21 protein-coding genes are annotated in these 22,244 nt (G+C 62.0%); 8 read left to right on the top strand and 13 right to left on the bottom strand.

All coding sequences use genetic code 11. The features are described 5' to 3' along the window. Window positions 1–35 precede the first annotated feature (35 nt). On the top strand, window positions 36–1,598 hold the full coding sequence (locus FQ755_RS06225; RefSeq protein ID WP_144152211.1) for a methyl-accepting chemotaxis protein: 1,563 nt from the start codon (window positions 36–38) through the stop codon (window positions 1,596–1,598). Window positions 1,599–1,641: 43 nt separating this feature from the next. On the opposite strand, the gene FQ755_RS06220 is transcribed toward FQ755_RS06225, so the two are convergent. Then, window positions 1,642–2,676 (bottom strand): alpha/beta hydrolase, encoded by a 1,035-nt coding sequence (locus tag FQ755_RS06220; RefSeq protein WP_144152209.1) that lies wholly within the window; start codon window positions 2,674–2,676, stop codon window positions 1,642–1,644. A gap of 444 nt (window positions 2,677–3,120) precedes the next feature. On the opposite strand from FQ755_RS06220, the gene glgA reads away from it, so the two are divergent. Continuing rightward, window positions 3,121–4,704 carry a glycogen synthase GlgA gene (glgA, locus tag FQ755_RS06215; protein WP_144152207.1) on the top strand — a complete coding sequence of 528 codons (1,584 nt, stop codon included), beginning with the start codon at window positions 3,121–3,123 and terminating at the stop codon, window positions 4,702–4,704. A 19-nt stretch (window positions 4,705–4,723) separates the two neighbouring features. Here the strand turns inward: glgA and FQ755_RS06210 are convergent, their stop codons facing one another. The 4 genes from FQ755_RS06210 to FQ755_RS06195 form a co-directional block, all read right to left on the bottom strand. Then, window positions 4,724–5,017: a hypothetical protein gene (locus tag FQ755_RS06210; RefSeq protein WP_144152205.1), complete on the bottom strand. Its 294-nt coding sequence runs from the start codon at window positions 5,015–5,017 to the stop codon at window positions 4,724–4,726. 136 nt (window positions 5,018–5,153) lie between these two features. After that, window positions 5,154–5,666: a low affinity iron permease family protein gene (locus FQ755_RS06205; protein WP_144152203.1), complete on the bottom strand. Its 513-nt coding sequence runs from the start codon at window positions 5,664–5,666 to the stop codon at window positions 5,154–5,156. A 121-nt stretch (window positions 5,667–5,787) separates the two neighbouring features. Further along, window positions 5,788–8,523 (bottom strand): DNA-binding protein, encoded by a 2,736-nt coding sequence (locus FQ755_RS06200; protein WP_144152201.1) that lies wholly within the window; start codon window positions 8,521–8,523, stop codon window positions 5,788–5,790. A 487-nt stretch (window positions 8,524–9,010) separates the two neighbouring features. Further along, window positions 9,011–10,009: a DUF1571 domain-containing protein gene (locus FQ755_RS06195; RefSeq protein WP_186308431.1), complete on the bottom strand. Its 999-nt coding sequence runs from the start codon at window positions 10,007–10,009 to the stop codon at window positions 9,011–9,013. A 298-nt stretch (window positions 10,010–10,307) separates the two neighbouring features. Here FQ755_RS06195 and FQ755_RS06190 point away from each other — a divergent pair, with 298 nt between their 5' ends. Then, the gene (locus FQ755_RS06190; RefSeq protein WP_144152197.1) at window positions 10,308–10,952 is read left to right on the top strand and encodes a TetR/AcrR family transcriptional regulator; all 645 of its coding nucleotides are present in this window, start codon (window positions 10,308–10,310) and stop codon (window positions 10,950–10,952) included. A gap of 57 nt (window positions 10,953–11,009) precedes the next feature. On the opposite strand, the gene FQ755_RS06185 is transcribed toward FQ755_RS06190, so the two are convergent. Further along, window positions 11,010–11,210 (bottom strand): hypothetical protein, encoded by a 201-nt coding sequence (locus tag FQ755_RS06185; RefSeq protein WP_144152195.1) that lies wholly within the window; start codon window positions 11,208–11,210, stop codon window positions 11,010–11,012. Between FQ755_RS06185 and FQ755_RS06180 the strand changes: the two genes are divergently transcribed. Further along, a complete protein-coding gene (locus FQ755_RS06180; RefSeq protein WP_144152193.1) occupies window positions 11,209–11,610 on the top strand; it encodes a VOC family protein in 402 nt (133 codons plus the stop codon). The two genes, FQ755_RS06185 and FQ755_RS06180, sit on opposite strands and share 2 nt — an antisense overlap. On the opposite strand, the gene FQ755_RS06175 is transcribed toward FQ755_RS06180, so the two are convergent. The 5 genes from FQ755_RS06175 to FQ755_RS06155 all read right to left on the bottom strand — a co-directional run bounded on the left by FQ755_RS06175 (window position 11,607) and on the right by FQ755_RS06155 (window position 16,036). After that, window positions 11,607–12,002 carry a hypothetical protein gene (locus FQ755_RS06175; RefSeq protein ID WP_186308430.1) on the bottom strand — a complete coding sequence of 132 codons (396 nt, stop codon included), beginning with the start codon at window positions 12,000–12,002 and terminating at the stop codon, window positions 11,607–11,609. The genes FQ755_RS06180 and FQ755_RS06175 overlap by 4 nt on opposite strands. Window positions 12,003–12,288: 286 nt before the next feature. Beyond that, the gene (locus FQ755_RS06170; protein ID WP_144152190.1) at window positions 12,289–13,332 is read right to left on the bottom strand and encodes an alpha/beta fold hydrolase; all 1,044 of its coding nucleotides are present in this window, start codon (window positions 13,330–13,332) and stop codon (window positions 12,289–12,291) included. A gap of 264 nt (window positions 13,333–13,596) precedes the next feature. Next, complete coding sequence (locus FQ755_RS06165) at window positions 13,597–13,968, bottom strand: GFA family protein (protein ID WP_144152187.1); 372 nt, start codon at window positions 13,966–13,968, stop codon at window positions 13,597–13,599. Between the two features lie 391 nt (window positions 13,969–14,359). Next, window positions 14,360–14,863, bottom strand: a complete 504-nt coding sequence (gene msrA / locus FQ755_RS06160; RefSeq protein ID WP_144152184.1) for a peptide-methionine (S)-S-oxide reductase MsrA — start codon at window positions 14,861–14,863, stop codon at window positions 14,360–14,362. A 207-nt stretch (window positions 14,864–15,070) separates the two neighbouring features. Beyond that, window positions 15,071–16,036, bottom strand: a complete 966-nt coding sequence (locus tag FQ755_RS06155) for a zinc-binding alcohol dehydrogenase family protein (protein WP_144152181.1) — start codon at window positions 16,034–16,036, stop codon at window positions 15,071–15,073. Window positions 16,037–16,140: 104 nt separating this feature from the next. Here FQ755_RS06155 and FQ755_RS06150 point away from each other — a divergent pair, with 104 nt between their 5' ends. Then, window positions 16,141–16,593, top strand: coding sequence for a MarR family winged helix-turn-helix transcriptional regulator (locus FQ755_RS06150; RefSeq protein ID WP_144152178.1), 453 nt, complete (start codon window positions 16,141–16,143; stop codon window positions 16,591–16,593). 21 nt (window positions 16,594–16,614) lie between these two features. Here the strand turns inward: FQ755_RS06150 and FQ755_RS06145 are convergent, their stop codons facing one another. Next, the gene (locus FQ755_RS06145; protein ID WP_260858354.1) at window positions 16,615–18,417 is read right to left on the bottom strand and encodes a putative bifunctional diguanylate cyclase/phosphodiesterase; all 1,803 of its coding nucleotides are present in this window, start codon (window positions 18,415–18,417) and stop codon (window positions 16,615–16,617) included. Between FQ755_RS06145 and FQ755_RS38010 the strand changes: the two genes are divergently transcribed. Beyond that, on the top strand, window positions 18,407–18,625 hold the full coding sequence (locus tag FQ755_RS38010) for a hypothetical protein (protein ID WP_260858353.1): 219 nt from the start codon (window positions 18,407–18,409) through the stop codon (window positions 18,623–18,625). The two genes, FQ755_RS06145 and FQ755_RS38010, sit on opposite strands and share 11 nt — an antisense overlap. A gap of 242 nt (window positions 18,626–18,867) precedes the next feature. Beyond that, on the top strand, window positions 18,868–19,725 hold the full coding sequence (locus tag FQ755_RS06140; RefSeq protein ID WP_144152173.1) for an alpha/beta fold hydrolase: 858 nt from the start codon (window positions 18,868–18,870) through the stop codon (window positions 19,723–19,725). A 40-nt stretch (window positions 19,726–19,765) separates the two neighbouring features. On the opposite strand, the gene FQ755_RS06135 is transcribed toward FQ755_RS06140, so the two are convergent. Continuing rightward, window positions 19,766–20,713: a LysR family transcriptional regulator gene (locus FQ755_RS06135; RefSeq protein ID WP_144152170.1), complete on the bottom strand. Its 948-nt coding sequence runs from the start codon at window positions 20,711–20,713 to the stop codon at window positions 19,766–19,768. Between the two features lie 100 nt (window positions 20,714–20,813). Between FQ755_RS06135 and FQ755_RS06130 the strand changes: the two genes are divergently transcribed. Further along, window positions 20,814–22,235 carry an aldehyde dehydrogenase family protein gene (locus FQ755_RS06130; protein WP_144152167.1) on the top strand — a complete coding sequence of 474 codons (1,422 nt, stop codon included), beginning with the start codon at window positions 20,814–20,816 and terminating at the stop codon, window positions 22,233–22,235. Window positions 22,236–22,244: the final 9 nt, after the last annotated feature.

Below are 22,244 nucleotides of genomic sequence, written 5' to 3'. Positions count from 1 at the left end.
AGACAGACGCAAATGAAATCGGGGAGACTGAAGTCATGACCATCGTTCGCCGGCTTATTGTGACATTGGGTGGCGTGCTACTCGCGCTTGGCGTGGTTAGCGGGTATGGATTAGCGCAATTGCACGCTTCGTATCAGCGCATCGAAAACGCGGAAACGCGCACCATTCCCAGCCTGAAATCCATTTCCGCCGCGCTCGACAACGTCGACGCCATGCGCCTCGCCGTCTACCGCTACGTAGTGGACGGTATCGACGACGCCAGCCGTCAAGGAATGGAACGCGAAATCGCTGACGCGGACCAGCGCTTCGACGCAGCAATCGCGGCCACGCAAGCCCAGGACGCTCTTGACGGCGCAGACCCCACGCTTGATAACGCCGATCGCGCCCACATGGCCGCATACCGCGACGCGCGGCGTGTATTCTTCGAGAAGATGCATGCCGGCGACCGCGATGGCGCGCTCGCCATGCTTCATGACGGCGGCGGCGTACACAATGCTGCGCTCGCGCTCAACGAAGGCTTGCACGCGCATCAAAGCGACGAGATCGCGCGCTCCAATCTGGTCCGGCAGGACAATGCGAGAGCCTACCGCCTTGCGTTCTCGTTGATGCTCGCCATTGCCGGTTCTGCGCTCGTCGCCACCGGCATCTTGGGTGCGCGGCTTTATCGTCTGATAGGCGGCGGTCTGCGTCAGATGCAGGACACCTTGCGGGAAGTGAGCGAGTCGCTCGATCTGTCGGTGCGGGCACGCGTCGAACGGATGGATGAGATCGGCTACACGGCGACCGCGCTCAATAGTCTGCTCGAACGGGTGGCGGGTGTCGTCGCCATTACGCGCGCCTCCAGCGATGCAGTGGGTGTCGCGTCCAGACAGATCGCAGCAGGCAACCTGGATTTATCGTCGCGCACCGAACAGCAAGCCGCTTCGCTTCAGCAGACGGCCAGCACGCTAAGTGAATTGACGTCCACCGTGCAGCAAAACGCCGACAACGCGCGGCAAGCCAATTCGCTGATGGCCGGCACGACACAGGTTTCCGACGAAGGAAATCGCGCGGTGGAGCGGATGGTCGGCACCATGAATGAAATCGCGTCGAGTTCATCGCGGATCGCCGAAATCACATCGATCATCGAAGGCATCGCGTTTCAGACCAATATCCTCGCGCTGAACGCCGCGGTCGAAGCCGCGCGCGCGGGCGAAGAGGGACGCGGCTTCGCGGTGGTTGCGTCGGAAGTGCGCAGCCTTGCGCAACGCTCGTCCTCCGCGGCCAAGGAGATCAAGAACCTGATCGAGCAATCGGTCGCGACGATCAGCTCGGGCTCGCAACAGGCTCAGGAAGCGGGTCGTGCAACGGCTGAAGTACGACAGGCCATTCGTCGCGTGGCGGGCATTGTCGAGGAAATCGCTGCTGCGTCCGATGCGCAAGGCAACAGCATCAACGAAGTCAATGTAGCGATCACCCAGATTGACGAGGTCACGCAGCAAAATGCCGCGCTCGTCGAGGAATCCGCAGCCGCCGCGCAATCGCTCGACGAACAGGTGATGCGCCTTGACGAGACGGTTTCCGTGTTCAAACTAAATGGGGAGCCGCAGCTCGCATAATGCCCGCCACGTTGGCGGCGGCACCGCGATAGCGTTAAGCCAATCAGTCCGCCGCCTCCAACGGCACCCCGCCAAACGCCTGCCGCTGCGCGAGTGAAACAAAAGTCTGCGCATCTCGCGCGGCCTGCACCACCGCCGCCATGCCGAAGAACTCATGCGTGGCGCCGCGATAATTGCGGTGCTCCACGCCGACACCTGCATCGCGCAGCTTCTCGGCCAGCTTCTCGCCGTCTGAGCGCAATGGATCGATGCCGGCGGTCACCAACGCCGTGGGCGGCAGGTTCGAAAGGTCCGCGCTCACCACATTGATCAGCGGATTGCTTAAATCGCTCTCGTCGTTGATCACGTTCTGCACGAACCACAGCATCATTTTCTTGTTGAGCGGCTTGGCGTTGCGATTTTCTTCATAGGAGATCGAAACGATATTGTTGCTCGCCACCGGATAGATCAGCGCCTGATGCAACGGCATCGGCTGTCCCGAATCGCGCGCGTGGATCGACACGTTGATGGCGAGGTTCGCGCCGGCGCTCTCCCCCATCACCGCAATCCGCGTCGGGTCGCCGCCGAGACCCGCGCCGTTTTCGACGATCCAGCGCCACGCGGCATAAGCGTCCTCGTGAGCGGCGGGCAGCTTGTGTTCCGGCGCTTGCCGATAGTGCGCCGACACCACGATCGCATTACTCTTCGCCGCAATCGAGCGCGGCGTCGCATCGTAGACATCCAGATCCGCAATCACCCAGCCGCCGCCGTGGAAATACAGGATCAGCGGGAACGGGCCGTCGCCGGCAGGCCGATAGACGCGTGCCGCGATGCTGCCCACCGCGCCCGGAATCAGCATGTCGTCGCTGCGGACCGCTTCCACTTCGAGCGGCAGGCGTCCGGCATGGCCGGCCTGCGTCAGCAGATGCCTGACCGCGTCGGCCGGCGTCGGCTGCTCGCGCGCTTCGGCTACGCTGCATTCCTCGATCGGTTTCGGATTCAGGCTTTTGAGCGCGTCGAGGACGGCCTTCATGTCGGCGTCGGCATGGGCGGTTGGATCGAGTCCAATCATGCCTTTGAGCGTATCGGCAATTGTCATGACACCACTCCAGATCAAACAAGCTAAAGAAAATAAGGAAAAGCGGCATTCGTAAGGGATTTTCGGGGCTCGGGCAACGGTGAACCCATCGCCCGCCAGGCGCTCACGGTCTTGAGCGAATTTCAGCAAGCGCCGTGCCGTTGCCGGAAATCCGGCCATAACAGAGCCGTTTCACCCTCGGCCGTCGTGCAATTGCGGTGCGTAAAGACTGCCATGGATTCACGCTCTTCCCCATCATGGGGTGTCATGCACGCGTCACAGACACGTCACGAGTTCGTCCGAAAACGGCGAGAACCTAGGGTTGCCTTTACTGGAGCCGTTCCGTGGCCATAGAACGCAACGGAAACAGGCAGGCACGGCGCTTGCTGAAAACCTACGGTTTTGATTTGCGCACATTTGCGCCGCACCGCTCCCCGCACACGCCACGCCAACTTCTTTTCAACTATGCCGACGCCGCTTAACGTCTTACTGGTCGCCTCCGAAGCCGCTCCCCTGGCAAAAACCGGGGGCCTCGCCGATATGGTCAGCGCATACGGAGCCGCACTGAGCGACGCCGGCGTCGCCGCCTCCATCCTCATGCCCGCCTACCCCGGCGCGCTCGAGCGCGTGCTCGGCGCGACCCGCGTGGCGAAACTCGCGGGGCTGCCCGGCGGCGACGGCGTGATCATCCGCGCCCGCATGCCCGATACCGGCCTCTCCGTTTTGCTGCTGCAGATGGATCACCTCTACACGCGCGAAGGCATCTACCAGGACCGGCACGGCCGCGACTACGTGGACAATCTCGTGCGCTTCGCCTCGCTGGCCGCGGCGGCGGCGCGGATTGCGCGGGGCGTGCGCGGCATCAAGCGGCCGGACATCGTGCATGCTCACGACTGGCACGCAGGACTCACACCGCTCTATATGAAGCTCGGCGGCGTGCAGGCGCGTAGCGTCTTCACCATCCATAATCTGGCGTTTCAAGGCAACTATCCGCTCGCCGCCGGGGCATGGATCGGCGTGCCGCCGGAATTACTGACGCCCGCGCTCAGCGACGAGCGCAGCATCGAGTTCTATGGCGAGCTTAGTCTGATCAAAGCGGGCATCGTCCACGCCGAACGCGTGACGACGGTGAGCGAACGCTATGCCAAGGAAATTCTCACGCCGCGCTTCGGCCATCGCATGGAGGGCGTGCTGAATGCGGAGGCGCATAAGCTGTCGGGCATCACCAACGGCATCGACATGCAGATGTGGGACCCCGCGACCGATCCGCTGATCGCGAGCCCCTACTCGGCGGACAACGTCGCCGGTAAATACGCATGCAAACGCGCGCTGCAGCATGCTTTCGGCCTGGCGCGCGAACCGTTCGTGCCGCTCGTCGCCATCGGCAGCCGCCTGACCGAGCAAAAAATGGCCGAAGTGGTGGCCGAAGCGATTCCCGCGATGCTGGCGCGTCACGAGCGGCTTCAGTTCGCCATCCTCGGTCAGGGCAACTCACGCATCGAAGCGCGCATGCGCGAGTTGGCGGCACAGTGGCCGGGCCGCGTGGGCACCTGCATCGGTTATGACGAAACGCTGGCGCACATGCTGCACGCCGGCGCGGACATGCTGCTGCACGCCAGCCGCTTCGAGCCGTGCGGGCTCACCCAGCTTTACGCCATGCGCTTCGGTACGATTCCAGTGGCGTCGCGCGTGGGCGGCCTCGCGGACACCATCTGCGACTACGCGCTCGAACTCGGCAAATCGGGCGCGGCAAACGGCTTCCTGTTCGAAGGCGAAACGATCGAGGACGTGGCCGGCGGCGTCGCTCGTGCCGTCGAGGCCTTCAAGAACCCGTCGTTGTGGCGCACGCTGCAACGCAATGCCATGACGCGCGATTCTGGCTGGGGGGCGGCGGTCAGTCGCTACATCGATCTGTACTGCGAATTGACGGAGGCCCGCCCCGTGGCGCCGCGCCAGCAACCCGCTGCGATTCCGGTCATCGCCGCCGCGCGCCGCGGCGCTTCGAGCCGGCCGGCAAGCGCCGACAACGCGCAGGCCATCGCCCAGTAATCACCGCCGACCGGGGACGCTAGGAAGCCGCGCCGGAAGGCGGCGCGGGCAACAATACATCCTGCAGCTCCGGCCGCACGCTGAAGACCGGCTCAGTCATCCATTCGTTGAGCCAGTCGCGCCATTCGTGCCAATGCAGTTCTAGTTTGAACTCGGCGTCGATCAGGCCGCTATCGTCGTCACGCAAATAGGCGTACACCACGCGCTCGCCATTCCAATAGGCAACTGCCCGGTCGGTCAGGTCCGCGGTCGTGCCGAGGGCAATATCCTGCAGGATCATGGCCAGCCTGCTTTCAAACTCGATACGCGTCATGATGACTTCCCAAAGATAAGGGCTGGAGCTTATACGACGCCTGCGAACCTTCTGCGGCGGCGCGTACCAGGCGAACTACGACTCACGCGCACGCTCAAAAGCGGCAGGTAGCGCGCGAGAAGAAGGGGGGCTCGGTTCAACTTTTGATCGCGTCCTTGCGCGGCGCCAGCGCATCGCCCTCTTTTATGGACACCTTGTCGGAATTGGGCTCGGTGGACAGGCGCAAATAGGCCGCAGCCAGCCGGCGTAATTCTTCTTCCGAAGCATCTTCAATGCCGATCAGATGATTGTTGGCGGCGCGATGCGAGGAAAGCAGCTCGTTGAGCTTCAGGTGAACCGCCACGCTGTCCTTGTTCTGGCTTTGCTGGATCAGGAAAACCATCAGAAACGTGACGATGGTGGTGCCGGTATTGATGACCAGTTGCCACCCGTCCGAATAATGAAAAATCGGCCCTGTGACGACCCACACCACAACCGTCAGGACCGCCAGGCAAAATGCCGTGGGTGAACCGGTCCAGCGGGTGACGAGGCTGGCGAAGCGGTCGAAGGCTCGCGTGAGAGGATGGCGGCCGGCGTAGGCGGGGCTCGCAGTGTCTGGGACGGTACCGAGTTCGTCTATTGACGACGGGGGCACAGGCTTGTTGGGCATGACCGGCTCCAGAGGGTTGGCATCTCTTTTCAGAGAGCACGATTCATGCCGTGGAGGGCGGCCGAGCGGGATGACAAGGGACTTCAGGCGAGCTTTCGCCCAAAGCAGAGCCCTCGCCTCCTCAACTCTCGATCTTCGACATCACCGCCGTACTCGGGTCATACCGGTAGCCCTTCTGGGAAAGCTGCAAGCTCATGGTCGAGCCGATCACCTTTTGCTGCGCCTCGCGCGAGACCAACTCGTGATCGGGCTTGAGCCGCTCCAGTTCAGCCGCGAGCCGCCGCACGAGCGCCACTTCCCCTGTGCTGCGTGCATCGATGAAGAGGATTCTTTCGCCGGCCTGGCCGAGCCGCTGTTTCAGATCCCGCGCATGCGCGACCCACTGCTCGGCATTGGCGCGCAGTTCGCCGAGCGCCTTTTCATGCGCCTTCGCCTGAGCGGCCATCTGACGTTGCAGGACGGCGAGTTCTTCCGCACTGTCCTCGTCGTCCGCATGAGCCCCCGGATGCTGGCCGCGCTGGCCGTCCTGTGAGGCAGTTTCGGCCAGTTCAGAGAGACGCTGCGTCAATTGGGCGGCATGACGCTCAGCAGTATCGGCGCGCTCCCTCGCGGCAGCGGCTTCGTGCGATACACGGGCCAGTTCGGCACTCGCTGCTGCATGCGCTTCGGTGACAGCGCCCACCTGAGCGCGGGTTTGTTCGAGCTCCTGATTGATTCGTTGCAGTTCGCCGTCCTGAGCCAATCCTTCATCGAGCCGCGCCGCGGTTGCCTGACGTTCACTTGCCAACGCCGCGCGAGCCTCGTTCAGTTCGGCTTCGAGTGCGGCAAGCCGCGCGTGATGTTCGTTTGCGAGGTCCTCGGCGGCCTGCGCCCGCGTGACGCTCGCGTCGGCTTCCTGCGACCACCTGGCGATTTCTTCCGATTTCGCCTGGGCGGCGTCGGTCAAGGTCGTGCTCAACGTCGCGCTCTGTTGCCGCGATTCGTCGCGTTCCTGGGTAAGGCGCGCGATCTCGTCACCTTTACTGGAGAGAGCGGCGGCCAACTCGTCGTGTGCGCGTCGTGCGTCTTCGAGCGAAGTCCTGGCCGTTTCCAGATTGGCGTTTTCTACCGATGCCTGCTGCAGCAATTCCTCGATACGCGCCTCGGCGGTTTGCGCACGCGCCGCCGCCGTTCTGGCTTCCTGCGAGATGCTTTCGATTTGTTCCGACTTGAGCTGGGAGGCATTGCTCAGCGCTGCAATCTGCTGCTGCGAATCGTCGCGCTCCTGCGTAAGCCGCGCGATTTCTTCGCTCCTGTCTGCGAGCGTAGCGGCCAGCGCTTCACGCGCCCGGCGCTCTTCTTCGAGCGAGGCCTGCGTCGTTCCCAGCTTGCTCTCTGCCAGCGACTCGCGCTGGAGAAGTTCGTCTATACGCGTCTGCGCCGCCTGCACACGCTGCGCCAGTTCTTCAGCGCGCGTCTGTTCGGCAAGCACACGCGCGGTGGCCGCGCTCGACTCTTGCAACAGCCTTGCGATTTCTTGCGACTGCGCCTCGCTGGTCGCGCTCGACGTGGCGATCTCCTGACGCGCGTCTTCCAGATCGCGCGTGAGTCGCGCGAGCTCATCGTTCTTGCTCGATACGTCCGCAGCCAGTTCGTCACGCGCCCTGCGTTCCGCTTCGAGCGACGTCTTCGCGGCTTGCAGATCGGCATTCGCCGCCGACTCGCGCTGCAAAAGCGCTTCCACGCGGGTTTCGGCGGCTTGCGCACGCGACGCAGCGACGCTCGCCTCCTGCGACCATCGCTCGGCCTCATCCGACTTCGCCAGCAAGGCGGCGCTGATAGTTGCGGCCTCCTGTCGCGAGTCGTCGCGCTCCTGGGTCAACCGCGCGATTTCTTCCGACTTCGCGAGACCCGCATCGGTCAAAGCAGCGATTTCCTGCCGCGCGCCATCGAGTTGCTGCGAGAGCCGCGCGATTTCATCACTCTTGCTCGCGACTTCGGTTGCCAACGCGTCGCGCGCCCGGCGCTCTTCTTCGAGTGATGCCTGCGAGGCTTGCAAACTGGCATCCGTTGTCGACACCCGTTGCAGCAGGTCCTCGACACGCGCCTCGGCTGCTTGCGCACGCAATGTCAGCGCGCCGGCGTCCTGCGACCACTTGTCGATTTCCTGCGACTTCGCCTGCAAGGCGTCGCCCAACGACACGACCTCCTGCTGCGAGTCGTCACGCTCCTGCGTCAGACGCGCAAGCTCGTCATTCTTGCCGGCGACGACTGCCGTCAGTTCGTCACGCGCCCGGCGCTCTTCTTCGAGCGCGCTTTGCGAGGTTCGCAGATCGGCGTCGGCCAGCGACACCTGCTGCGTCAATTCCTCGACACGCGTCTCGGCCGCATCCGCGCGACCGGTTGTACTCGCAAGGTCCGTCTCAAGCCGGGACGCCGTATGTTGCGAAGCCTCAAGCTCACTCGCCAAGGCGGCGAGCCGCTCGCCCCTTGCTTCGACTTCGTCGGCGATCTTCTGAAACTCGGTGAGCGCCTCGTCCCGTTCGGCGAGCGAGGTTTCGACCTGCTGGCTCATTGAAGAGAGCCGCTGGCTGAATGCCTTTTCGGCTTCTTCCTGCGAGACGGTCCAGATCTGGCCCGCAGCGCTCATGATGCTTTCGGCGAGGCCGTCCGGCAATCCGGCCGGGATCTGCAAGTCAGGCGTTCTGGGCTGACGCACTTCGCGCCAACGCTCGAGCGCCGCCACGATCGCCACCAGCGAACCGCCGCGCGCCTCCGACCAGATTGTCACTGGCGTAACCCGCCGGCCTTCGGCAACCATCCTGTCGGCGATGGCGGCGACGTCTTCGTCGGTGATCAAGTCTGCGTCTTTGGACATAAGCGCCTCAAAAATCAATGTGCCCGGGCGGAAAATAAAATCCCCGATACCTTACTACGTCCGGCGAAATTCCCGTTGAAAGGAAAACAATGGGTACGGTCGCGTGGCCACGCGGGGCGGGACGCGCGTAAGGGTACTCCTTGACGCCGCTTTGGCGCCAGAAGTAAGGAACCGCTTGATTTCATCCGCAGCGCGGGACGTGCGGCGGGTTTCCGCATTTTGCTCAGAACGTCTGCCGGTCATCCGCTTCTTTCGTTGTGGCGGTGGCGGCACGGTGCTTCCTTGTTTGCTGTAACCGCCAGATGACTGGACTGGCGGCGTTGCCCTGCCGTCCCGCGCATGCCCCGTTCTACGTCGCCATGGAACTGGATACTCTGCCCAGGTGTTTACGGCCGTTTTAAGGAAATGTTTAGGTCTGGCGCGGTGTGGTGTGTGGTGCACCGGTCCGCGAAACGTGGGCGCGCAGCGGTATGCCAAACCCGCGCTGTTAGTGGAAGCCGTATTCCGGGTTGTGCGGATCGAAGGTGGCGTCGCTCCAATGGCGTGGTGTCACGTCTTCGAAACGAATCAGCTCCAGCGGTCTGTTGCGCTCGTCCCATGCAATTTCGCCGCTGGGCCAGGGGTGCTGAAGATCGAACAGCAATCGCACGCGCTGCGCATAATGCGCGGGCGGTCCGGCTGGCGCGATCCACGTCCACGCCAGCATGCGTTTGCCCTGCATGGTCACGATCTCGATGCGTGTCGGGCGCGGTGTCACGCCTTCGTCACGATAGCTGCGCGCGTCGTGATCGACGGTGCGCGCGATGAATTGCAGGCCGAGATCGCGCACGCTATGGCGCGACTGGGCGTGCGCAAACGTGCCGTCGATTGCAATCTTGCCCGACACGATGCGCAGCAGGCCGCCAGCGTGGCCGTAGATGCGATCGGGGTCCGTGGTTTCGTCGTACAGAATCTCCTGTCCTGCATGGGCGCCGTCCGGCAGCCATTTTGCGTAGACTTTTCGCGGCGAGTCCTGATAGCGGATCGTCATGTGATCGGGCCGGTCGGACCATCGGCCGGCCACGCGCTCCTGGCGAAACATGCTGTATTCGTAGGTGTTGTCGAGCACCATGTCGAATTTCGCGTAGTCGACGAAGGCCTCCGGTTTCATTGCGTCCATCAGGGCCAGGATCTGGGCGTCGCTGAGCGATAGCAGAGTGTGGTTTTCGACGCGCTTGCGCCACCACCTGGCCTGCTCATCGGGCTGAAGGCTGCGGAACTGATTGAGGTCCGCATTGGCGGTCACTGGGTCGCCCGCGCGCGCGCATCCGGCCGGCGCGCTGGTTAAAACCACCGGCGAAAGCGGGCTCATCGACTGGGCGAGCGCGTCCGTCGAGACGATCGCGCACGTCAGCGTCAACAGCCATATCGACGCACGAACCGCCTGACAGACACGCCCGGGCGATGTCCCGACGCGAAACAGGTTGTCCAGAATAGATGGACGCATGAATTTCCCGACGTTTTCCATGCCGTGTCAGAGGCGTCGCCCGGCACGGCGTTCTGGCGCGGACTCGCGCCGCGCGGGATGGCGGCGCTCGCGACCGGCGGCCATAGGAGATGGCAGCCACAAGGGTAAACGACGCAGGAAGGCACTTTATTCCCGCGTTTTACATTAAGTGTGAAGCGGCGTCCCAGCAGCATGACCCGGGCCACCTGCCAAGGTATGAACTGCCGTCGCGGCAATCGTTAGTGCGACGTCTCGTTGTAAAATTCGAGCTATCACTCGCTTCTCATCAGGTTACATCGTGACAACGACCCGGCGCCATTCCCTCAAGCCGCGCAAAATCCCGCAGCAATCTCGCGCCGAACAGACCGTCGCCGCGATTCTCGAGGCAGCGGCACGCATTCTCGAAGCCAAAGGACTTGATGGCCTGAATACCAATCTCGTCGCGCAGCGCGCGGGCGTCAGTGTCGGCACCCTGTACCAATACTTTCCGGGCAAGGACGCGATCATCGTCGCCCTAAGCAAGCGCGAGCTTGCCGTATTCCTCGCGGAGGCCCAAGGCGCGCTCAGTCAGCCGGACGGCCAGCGGGCCCTGAAATACCTGATTACGGTCTCCGTTCACCAGCAGCTGCGGCGTCCCCTGCTTGCGCGGGCGCTCGACTTCGAGGAAAACCGTCCTGCCATCAGCAAAGAGCTCGCGGCATGCAAGGCTCCCTTCGATGAATTGATGCGGCAGATTCTGGCGCACGACGATATTCCGCGCCAAGCGGATACCGCGATTGCAATCGACGACCTTCTCGCCATTCTGCGCGCCATCGTCGACGCGGCGGGCGAGCGCGGCGAGGTAGATCGTGGCGCACTCGAAGCACGCGTCAGGCGAGCCCTGTTTGGCTACCTTGGGATCGTGGAGCAGGCGTCGGCAAGGCCGCGGGTCGCAGCCCGGTGAGGCGCGCGTACCTTCTCGTACCGGCCTGAATGCGAGCAATGGCTCGCAGCTGTTCGGTCAAATACTCGCAAAACCCCCGTCCGCGTTGGCCTGGGTGCCATCCACAGGCGCACCTCGCAATGCGAGTTTAAAAATCGAGTAATTGCTCGCAAAATTGAAGGTGTGGACGTTAGTTGATCTTTGGCGATTAAGCACGGCGCCATTGGCTCGGCGAGCGCTTCCACGACGTCTTTTCAATTTTTCCGCGAGATCGCTCATGAACCTTCATAAAGAAGCGAAGCTCAATCACCTGAGCTTCCCCACCACCAACGTCGCCGAGACGGCCGCGTTTTTCGAAAAATACCTTGGCTGCGAAATCGTGGCCGCCGGCGATAGCTGCCTGCTCAAACGGGATGGCTTCGACATCGTCCTGGACCATGTCACGGACGCTGTGCCGGTTTGGCCCAGCAATTTCCACTTCGGCCTTGAGGTCGAGACGCTGGACGGCGTCCACGCCCTCTACAAGGAATTTCTTGCAGGTGGAGTTCAGATGGAAACCGAAGTCTTCAATAACTCGCGTGGGTCGCGGTTTTTTTGCCGCTCGCCTGGCGGCGTGCTGATCGAAATAAATACACGTGAGGACAAGCAGGAACAGTGGCAAAAGCTGTTTTCGAATTAACTCCGTGCCCGATTGATCGCGCTCGTAGCCAGTTCTTGCGCCCGATCCGCGTATAGTTCAGCCCACTTGCCGAGCAAGGTCGCGTCGTCGGTCAAAAAAAGCGGATGGTCCGCCCAGGTGCTGACGTTCGGGCCTTCCCACGCCACCTCGAAGATGCGCAGGTCTTCATCTTCGCTAACGCCGCAGTCGATCAGTTCGCGAAACGAGACGAGATTGTAAAGGCACACGTTATCGGGCTTGATGCGATGAATGGCGGCCAGCGCATCGGTCGCTTCCTTGCGGGCTGCATCGCGATTGGCGGCCATCAGAAATACGATGCTTTCGTCGTCTGCGTGGCCAAACATCAGACGGTATAGCGAGGTCTTGCAGCGATGGCTCAGTTGTGTGCCCATGGTTTCCCCTCTCCCGAAGACGTAAAAACCGCATACCACCACCTGGCCCAGCGCCGGGTTTCGACGCTCAAGAGTGCCAACGATCAATCTAGTCTGCTTTCCTGCACTTTTCCACCCGGACCGGCCCTTAGGAGCGATAGCGCACCGCGCCGATCGAATGGTGCAGTGCATTGGAACGTGCTGGAAAAAATGCCGGACCCATCGCTTCGCTAACGGTTTTTTGATCAGATGTTCAGCGACGGATCAGACGATCGGTTTGCTGAACATCTTCCGATATGCAGAACGCCTAGAGGCTAGCCACATCCATGATCGCTTGCGCGAATTCCTTGGGTGCTTCCTGCGGCAGGTTATGGCCAATTCCGCCATCGACGTTCCGGTGCTGATACTTGCCGGTGAATTTCCTGGCATACGCGGCCGGCTCGGGATGCGGCGCGCCGTTGGCATCGCCCTCCATCGTGATGCTCGGAACGGCGATGGACGGCGCCTTCGCGAGACGTGCTTCAAGCTCGTCGTATTGCGACTCGCCGTTGGCCAGTCCCAGACGCCAGCGGTAATTGTTGATCACGACGGCCACGTGATCCGGATTGTTGAACGACGCAGCCGAGCGGTCGTAAGTCGCGTCGTCGAAATTCCATTTAGGCGATGCCAGGCGCCAGATCAGTTTGTTGAAATCGTGGCGGTTTGCTTCATAACCCGCGGCGCCACGATCCGTGGCGAAATAAAACTGATACCACCACGCGAACTCGGCCTTCGGCGGCAACGGCGCCTTGTTGCCGGCCTGGCTACCGATCAGATAGCCGCTCACCGACACCATGGCCTTGACCCGTTGCGGCCACAGCGCCGCAATGATATTGACCGTGCGCGCACCCCAATCGAAACCGCCCAAAATTGCCTGGTCGATCTTCAATGCGTCCATGAGCGCAATGATGTCCACCGCGACCACCGCCTGCTGGCCGTTGCGAGGCGTGTCCGCGGACAGAAAGCGCGTCGAGCCATAGCCGCGCAGATACGGCACGATCACCCGATAGCCTTGAGCCGCCAGGATCGGCGTGACTTCAGCAAAGCTATAGATGTCATACGGCCAACCGTGCAGCAGAATCACGGCGGGGCCATTCTGCGGCCCCGCTTCCGCATATCCAATGCCAAGTGTCCCGGCATTGATCTGGCGAAGGTTGTCGAATGAAGCCACGCGCAATCCGGTTTTGCCGCCCGTGGTCGCTTCGTTCGACTGCGCGTGTGCCAGCCCGCTCAAACCCAGATCCAGCAGCCCGATGCTTGCCACCGTCGTTCCTAGCAGACGGCGACGTCGCGTGTTGATCTCTTCCGTCATTGCAGATTCTCCTCAAAAATTAGCCAACCCAGAGGCCGCTTTACACAGGCTTCTCTCTGGTGAACTTCAGCAGGGCTCACGGCTTGAAGTAAAGCGAGCCGGGACCGGCTTGCGAAACCCGAATCTCCGGCCTGAAAGTGTTAGAACCCCTGGACGTATCTGGCTTGTGTCTACAGGAAGCGTCATTGCAACGTTATGTATTGGCCGGCGAGGTGGATACATTGGGATACGAAGCCACGGCGTCGCGCGATGGGTCTCAAAGTCTTACGCGTCGTCCACGACAGACAGGCTGGCGCCGTCGACTACGCCCGCTTCCAGCGCATACGGATCGACACCCTCCAGGCAACCGATGTTGACGCGCCAAAGCTGCGGGTTAATACGTGTCTGATGAAACGGATAAATGCCGCAGTGCTTGCAGAAGTAATGCCTCGACGTGCGTGTATTGAACTGGTACAGCGTCAGCGACGCTTCGCCACTCAGTATCTTGAGTTCGCTCGCGGCGAACGGCGGCGTCATCAACGCGCCCTTACGCCGGCACAGACTGCAATTGCAGCGCGACGCAGGCGTCAGCTTAGTTCGGACTTCGAATTTCACAGATCCGCAATGACAGGATCCTCGCAACAGGTCGGTGTTCATGGATATGCTCCGCGTCAGGAATGGGTGCTTTATAGCCCAACACACGCGACGCTTTGTATCGCAATGTATCTACACGCTCCCCTGACACAAAACATTGCACCGAAGCATCCCGGCGACATCAGCCAGATACGAACGGGCGTTCCAATGCAGTCATCGCTAACATCTGCTGCAAGCCGAACAGGATGGCGAATTGGCCCAGCTTCGAAATCTGTGTCAGGACGGCTGATCGTCCCGAATATCGGATTACATTTCGATTCAAATATTCTTAGCAATCCTATCTATGTAAATCAATACAAGAACGGCGAATCGTCGCAACATGAAAACGTGTTGCAATGATTCGCCGTAATGTCCAAATGCGCGCAGGTTTTGCAACCGCTGCGCGCGTCGCAGCTTAACGGGCCGGCAGCTTCCAGTCCTTGCGGACAAAGTGGCACGTATAGCCGTTAGGAAGGCGCTCCAGATAGTCCTGATGTTCCGGCTCGGCTTCCCAGAACGGGCCAGCCGGGACGATTTCGGTGACCACCTTGCCGGGCCACAGACCCGAAGCATCGACATCCGCTACGGTGTTCAAGGCGACTTGCTTTTGCTCATCGTTGAGATAGAAAATGGCCGAGCGATAGCTCGTGCCAATGTCGTTACCCTGACGGTTTTTGGTCGACGGGTCATGAATCTGGAAGAAAAACTCCAGGATCTGGCGGTAGCTGATCTTGGCCGGATCGAACACGATCTCGATGCCTTCCGCGTGCGTGCCGTGGTTGCGATACGTGGCGTTGGGCACATCGCCGCCCGTGTAGCCCACGCGCGTAGAGACCACGCCGGGGTAGCGGCGCAGCAGGTCCTGCATGCCCCAGAAGCAACCGCCGGCGAGAAGCGCGGTTTCGGTTTGGGTCGTCATTTCATTCATCTCCGTCAGTGGCGTGACTCTGCCGAGTACACAATTCGTAAGTTCGTTCGCTCGCCGGCTGGTCTCTTAAGCGGTTTGTCACCGGCGGCAATCCCGCCAGCATGCCAGAGATCGGCCAGTTTTGCCGGCCGGGAGGCAAAGGCTTGCGGCGGCGAAGAAGTGAAGGAGATTGTGCCACCACTGCTGTGACGTGTTCGCTTAGCCCTGCAACCCGGTAGTGAATACGATGCGCGCCTGGCTGCCGTCGTCCGCCCAATGCGCTTCCACCTGCGCCAACGGCACCGGCTTCGTGGCGATCTTGAAGCCGCCGGGAACCGTGGCGTTCAGTACCTGTTCGATGACATGCTGGATACGTGGCATCGGCACGCTGCCTATGCCGCTGCCCTTCAGTTCAATGGACGACGAGCGCAGCACCGCCGCCGCAAGACTGACGGGCTGCCCGCTAACGGCGCCGATCTGCACGAAGCGGATCGGCACGGCCTCCGGCGCCGCTTTGGCAGCGGCAGCCAGTAACAATTCCACGCTCGGCCCCCAGACATAGTCGAGAACCACGTCGATGCCCGCCTGAAACTGCGCCTCGAATTCATGTGCCAGCGTCGCGTCGTCCTGGGAGAGACTGATCGTCACGTCTGCGCCCAGCGCATGCAGGGACTGCAGCGCCTGTGCGTTGCGTCCGGTCGCGATCACTTTACCCGCGCCCAGATATCTGGCGATTTGCACGGCGAGACGTCCCGAAACGCCAGTCGCCCCGTTGATCAGGACGGTTTCTCCCTTGACCAGGTTGGCGCGCTCGACTAAAGCGGCCCATGACGACATGCCCGGAATCGCGATCGCCGCAGCGGTTACCGCATCCAGATCCGCGGGCAACGGAATGCATCGTGCCGGCTTCACGATGGCGTACTCCGCCATGCCGCCAAACGGAATCTCCGGGAGTACGAAATAAACGCGTGTGCCGTCTTCAAGAATGCCGGTGCCGTCGATTCCTGGCACCAGAGGCATCATTCCAGAGGCGCTATAGTGCTTGCCCGAAGCCCGGCTTTTGGTGACGTGGCTCAGTGCGGAGGCAATCACCTTGACGCGCGCGAGGCCATCGCCCGCGGCCGGCTCGGCGAAATCGGCATAGACGGGCGTTGCGCCCGGTTCTTTGACAAGTGCTGCTTTCATCTCTGCTCTCCTTTGCCGGGGGTGGGCGCCGGCGTCATCCGGAATTGGATGACGAAAATATACGTGTATTATGCACACATGTCGAGATTTAAAATGAGGTCGCAATGAAGAAGGAAATTCGCGAATTGCGCGGGGCGTTGATGGATCTGACCGGTGTCCTGAATCGGCCGCAACCCGACGCGGCGCTGATCGAAACGGCCGGCGTCGATCTGGATCGCGCGCTGTTTCCGTTGCTCGCGCGCGTGGACCGTCAGGGACCGCTAGGTATTGTGGAGTTGGCCGAACTGGCCGGACGCGACTACAGCACGGTGAGCCGGCAGATTGCCAAACTGGAGAGCCTGGGTCTGGTCGCGCGTTGTGCCAGCCCGGCGGACGGCCGGGTTCGCGCGGCCATCATCACTGACAAGGGCCGCGTGATGACCAGCGCGCTCGACGCCGCGCGTCAGAAGATCATCGAGAAATTGCTGGCCGACTGGGAAACCGAAGACGTGCGCATGCTGGCACGTCTGCTGCGCAAATTCGCGGACGATGCACTCGACTGGGTGGGAACGCTATAGCCGCGGCCATCGTCAGGATGCCTACCCGACCGCCTGCCCTTTGCCGACGCCTGGTTCGGCGAAGCTCTCTTCGAGGCGCGGAATCTCTTCAGCGCGCTCGGGCATGCCCAGCAGAAAGCCCTGCGCGTGAGTGCATCCGCAGGCGCGCACGAACTCCAGATGCTCCGGCGTCTCGATACCCTCCGCGGTAGTGGGCATGCCCATTTCCCGCGCCAGCGCCACGATCCCGCGCACCACAGCAGCGGATTCGCGGCGGTGAACCGATTCCATGACGAAAGAGCTGTCGATCTTGAGCTTGTCGAACGAGAAGCGCACCAGCGTCGACATCGTCGAAAAGCCGGTGCCGAAATCGTCAAGTGAAAGCGCAATGCCCATCGCGCGAAGTTGTGCGACGTTGCGGCGGGTCGCGGCATCGTCGCTCAGCAGAACCGACTCGGTGACCTCGATATTGAGGCGCGCCGGCGGTAAGTTAGTTTTCCGAAGTATCGACGACACCGTCGCGGCAAACGATTCCTCGCGCAACTGCACCGGCGAGACATTCACCGCAACGGCCACCGGCTTTAGCCATGCCGCGGCTTCCGAGCAGGACCGCTGCAACGCCCACTCCCCCAGAGCCAGCACGAGACCGGTACGCTCGGCAGTTGGAATGAAGGCGGTGGGAGACAACTCGCCGCGCGTCGGATGGGTCCAGCGCAGCAGAGCCTCGCGGCTCGAGATGCTACCGTCGCTCAGATCGAAGATAGGCTGATACTCCATGCGCAAGCCGCTGAACGACTGCATCGCGCCTTCGAGGTCGCTGCGCAGCAGGCTTAGACTCTCATCGGACGCGTGCTTGTCCGCATCGAAGATGGCGAACGCGCTCTTGCCGTTGCGCTTGACCGCGTACAGGGCGCGGTCTGCGCAGATCAGCAGTTGCGGCCCCGTCTTGCCATGTTGCGGATAGAACGCGATACCCACGCTCGCGCCGATATGCACGCGCGCCTCGGTCAAAACGAACGGGCGTGCCAGCGCCTTGACGATGCGCCCCGCCAGCGCGCTAACGTCGTGGCCCGGTGCGATACCGTCCGAGATGGCGACGAACTCGTCGCCCGCAAGCCGTCCGACGACACCGCCAGCAGGGAGGATTTCGCGCAAACGAATCGCCGCTTCCTGCAGGATCTGATCGCCGGCAGCGTGGCCGAGGCTGTCGTTGATGGCCTTGAAACCGTCGAGATCGATCAGTAGCACTGCGAACGACAAATCCGCTTTGGCAAAGCCGGCTTCGGTACGTTCCAGCAAAATCTCACTGATGCGCGCGCGATTTGGCAGTCCGGTGAGGCTATCGTGGCGCGCGAGGCGGTGGCTGCTTTCACGCGCGGTCAACAGAGCGACGGTATCGCGATTGCTGCGCAAGGCAACCGTGATGAAGCCCGCCGCGCAGAACGGCGCCTGAAACAGCAGGACCAGTTTCCCCGAACCAGGCGAAAGCGCCGCTCCCAGCCCTAGCAGCCCGAGAATGAGCGTGATCTGAATCAGCACGAGCCGCGGGGTGCCGGCATTGCGTCCCGCCAGGCCGCCGATCACACCCACCGCGCAGACATTGCCCAGCAGAAACAGCGTCGCGTCTGCGCTGATATTGCAGAGCAAGCTACCGAAGCCGAATAGCGCGCTCCACAATATGCTGGCCAACAGAAATGCCGAGGTGGGCGTGGGCTGGCCGCGCGCACTGCGGCGACAGCAGAGGTAAATCAAGCTCAGGCGTGCGATCAGCAGCGCGATGACTGCGCTACCCCACAGGGCGTACAGGCCGCGGTCCGGGTGGAGATAGTAAGCCGTGGCACACACGCTGATTTCGCAGACCGACGCGAAGATGATGGATGCCGTTCGCGTGAACAGATTGGCAAGTAAGATTTGCCGGTTTTCCGAGCTCAAATGCTGGGCGGAAGAGACAACCCACTTGAAAAATGGAGACCTTGGTTCGCTGAAAGCCATGACCTGCGCATTTTTAATGGTTAGTGGATCGAAACAGACCGATAGCGCAATTATTACGTAAACGCCAATCCTCAGGTTAATTGGCCGATAGACGACTTAAAACTCTTGCGTCACTGCGATATGCCTGGCAGGCATGCCCGCCAGCCTACAAAGTCGTTTTCCTCGCCGCATTCACCCTCTAAATTACGTCTCAGGCAGCGACGCAACGCCTATTCGCGGGCGGCTCGCTCCATGCATTCCATCTATATCCGCCCGTCTTTAACAGCGTGAGACGACCAGATTACCTTATCGGAAGAGACCATCATGACTAACCATACGCACCAAACCGCTCCGACCCAATTTATCGAAGCCAACGGCATTCGTTTCGCCTACCGCCGTTTCGGCAAAACTGGCGGCGTGCCGCTCGTGTTCAACATCCATTTCACCGGCACGATGGATCATTGGGATCCGGCTGTCACCGACGGAATTGCGCAAGGCCGCGAGGTGATCCTGTTCAACAATGCCGGCATTTCCAGCACGTCGGGCGAGGTGCCCGAATCGATTGAAGCAATGGCCGCTAATGCCGCCGCATTTATCCGCGCGCTTGGCCTCACACAGGTCGACGTTCTCGGCTTTTCCATGGGCGGCCTGATTGCGCAGACACTCGCGCTGGCGGAGCCGCAGCTCGTGCGGCGCCTGATCCTCGTCGGCACCGGTCCGCGCAGCGGTGACAGCATGGCCTCGCTCACGCCGGAAGCACAGGATATCTTTGGTGCGAGCTACGCCGAGCCGGATCATCTGTGGCTGCGCGTGCATTTCTCGCCCTCGGAGCAAAGCCAGGCGGCCGGCCGCAAATTCCTGCAGCGCTTTCGTCTGCGCAGCGAAAATCGCGATCCCGAAGTCAACGAAAAGGTCGCCCCGGCGCAACTCGCCGCGCTCGCCAAATGGGGTGTGCCCCGCGAAAATCCATACGACTATCTGCACGCGCTGAAGCAGCCGACACTCGTCGTCAACGGCGACAACGACGTGATCATCTATTCGATCAACTCGTGGATCCTGCAGCAGAACATCCCGAACGCGCAGTTGATCATCTACCCGGACGCGAACCATGGCTCGCTTTATCAGTATCCGGAGCGCTTTGTGACGCACGTCGCGCAGTTTTTGTCCGAGAGCGACGCGTAAGAAGTGCGAGGGCGACGTAGTGAGAAGGCGCGCGAGCGATTTACGCGCGCCGGCCGCCGCGCGCCGCCCTGCCCTTCGACGATGGCCGCACGCGCCGCGCGTCCGCATACTCGCGAATCATCTCGATCAGCGCGCGCAATCCGGCCGGCACATGACGGCGGCCGGGATAGTACAGGCAGAGGCCGTCGAGTGGCGGCGTCCAGTCTTCGAGCACGCGCACCAGCGTGCCCGCCTGCAGGTCCGCGGCGACGTTCCACTCCGTCAGGTAAGCGACGCCAAGACCCGCGCGCACGGCCTGGAGCATCAGGCCAGGCTCGTCGAGCGTGAGCGGTCCTTTGCCGTCAATACGCAGCGCTTCGCCGCGCCGCTCGAATTCCCACTGATAGATCACACCGCTCGGCATGCGCGCACGAATGCACTGATGCGCATGCAGCTCAGCAGGCGTGCGCGGCGGCGCGTGTTGCGCGAAGTACGCCGGGCTCGCTACGACGGCGAATCGCTGCGGCTCGCCAAACGGCACGGCGATCATGTCGCGCGGCACCGTTTCCGCGAGACGGACGCCCGCATCGAATCCCTCCACGACGATATCGATCAGGCGCCCCTCGGTGACGATATCCAGTTTCATGTCCGGATACCGCTGCAGGAACGCGATAAAAACCGGCATCACCTGCCGCGCGGCGCCCGCCGAAGTATTGATGCGCAGCGTACCCGACACCGTGTCGCGAAAGCGCCCGGCCTGTTCAAGGGCGCCGCGGATAGTCGACAATGCCGGCGCCACGCTATCGACGAATTGCGCGCCCGCCTCCGACAACGACACGCTACGAGTGGTCCGGTTGAACAGCCGCACGCCGATACGCGACTCCAGCGCGGCCACCGCATGACTGAGCGCGGATGTCGAGACACCTAGCTCGATCGCCGCCGCACGAAAACTGCGCAGGCGCGCCACGGCCAAAACCGCTTCCAGTTCGCCCAGACCTGAAGTATTCATTATCCTGAATCGCTCAACGTTGCATGCACGATTGTACGGCTAGTCAGCTCAATCGTGCCGGTCTATCGTCTCTCCTTTGAAACTTCGAGCGGGAGCAGTCATGCAGATGATCGACAAGATTTATATCGACGGCGCATTCGTCACGCCGCACGGCGAGGAACTGTTCGACCTCTTCAATCCGGCCACCGAGCAGGTGATCGGTCGCGTGCGCCTCGCCGACGCGCAGGACGCGCGCGCTGCGATCGCTGCCGCCAGGCGCGCATTTCCAGCCTTTTCCCGCACGGACAAGCGCGAGCGAATCGACATGCTGAAACGCATGCACGCGGCCGTGGTGGCGAAAGAAGACGAGCTTTACGAGGCCATCACCGAAGAATACGGTGCTCCGGTTTCGCGTGGCCGCTGGATGGCCCAGCACGCAAGCAACGTCCTCGTCGAAGCGGCAAAAGTTTTGCAGGACTACACATTTACCCGCCGTGCAGGCACGGCCGAAGTAGTCATGCAGGCACTCGGCGTCGCCGGCCTCATTACCCCCTGGAATAGCGATGCCGGGTTCATCTGCGGCAAACTCGCGGCGGCCCTGGCGGCGGGCTGCACCGCCGTCATCAAGCCTAGCGAGATGAGCGCCATCCAGACCCGCATCGTCACCGAGGCGCTGCATGCGGCGGGTTTGCCGGCAGGCGTATTCAACGTCGTCACGGGACGCGGCGAGATAGTCGGCGCCGAAATCAGCACGCACCCCGATGTCGCAAAGCTCTCCTTCACCGGATCGACGGCGGTAGGCAAAACGATTCTGCGCGCCGGTGCCGAAAGCCTGAAGCGCGTCACGCTCGAACTGGGCGGCAAGTCGCCGGTCATCGTGCTCGACGACGCGAACTTCGACGAAGTGGTGCCGCTCGCGATCCAGGCGGGCTTCATGAACAGCGGCCAGGCGTGCATCGCGGGCACGCGTATTTTTGTGCCGCAGCAGCGGCTCGCTGAGTTCGAAGCGCGCGTGCAAGAAGAAGTGGCGCGCACCCAGGCCGGCGACCCGCGCGATCCACGCACGAGCGTCGGCCCGATGGTCAGTCAGAAACAGTGGGAGCGCGTCCAGCGCTATATCCGCATCGGCATGGACGAAGGCGCGCGGCTGATCGCAGGCGGGGCGGGTCGTCCCGATGGCATCGAGGCAGGATGGTTCGTACGCCCAACGGTTTTCAGCGACGTAAAGAACGACATGACCATCGCGCGCGAAGAAATCTTTGGACCTGTGCTGTCGATTCTGACCTATCGCGATACGGAAGAAGCCATCGCACTCGCCAACGACACTCCATATGGTTTGCAGGCCTATGTATTTTCAGCGGACACGCAGCGCGCTCATGAGGTCGCCTCGCGCATCGACGCCGGCCGGGTCCTCGTCAACACGCTCGCGCACGAGCCAGCCGCGCCGTTCGGCGGCTTCAAGCAATCGGGAATCGGTCGCGAGTATGGGACCTTCGGTCTGGAAGCGTTTCTCGAACCGAAGTCGGTTCTCGGCGTCTTGTGACGGCGGCGC

Source organism: Paraburkholderia sp. BCC1885, assembly GCF_900996235.1.
Taxonomy (GTDB): Bacteria; Pseudomonadota; Gammaproteobacteria; order Burkholderiales; family Burkholderiaceae; genus Paraburkholderia.
This window is presented reverse-complemented; position numbering and strand designations above follow the sequence as displayed.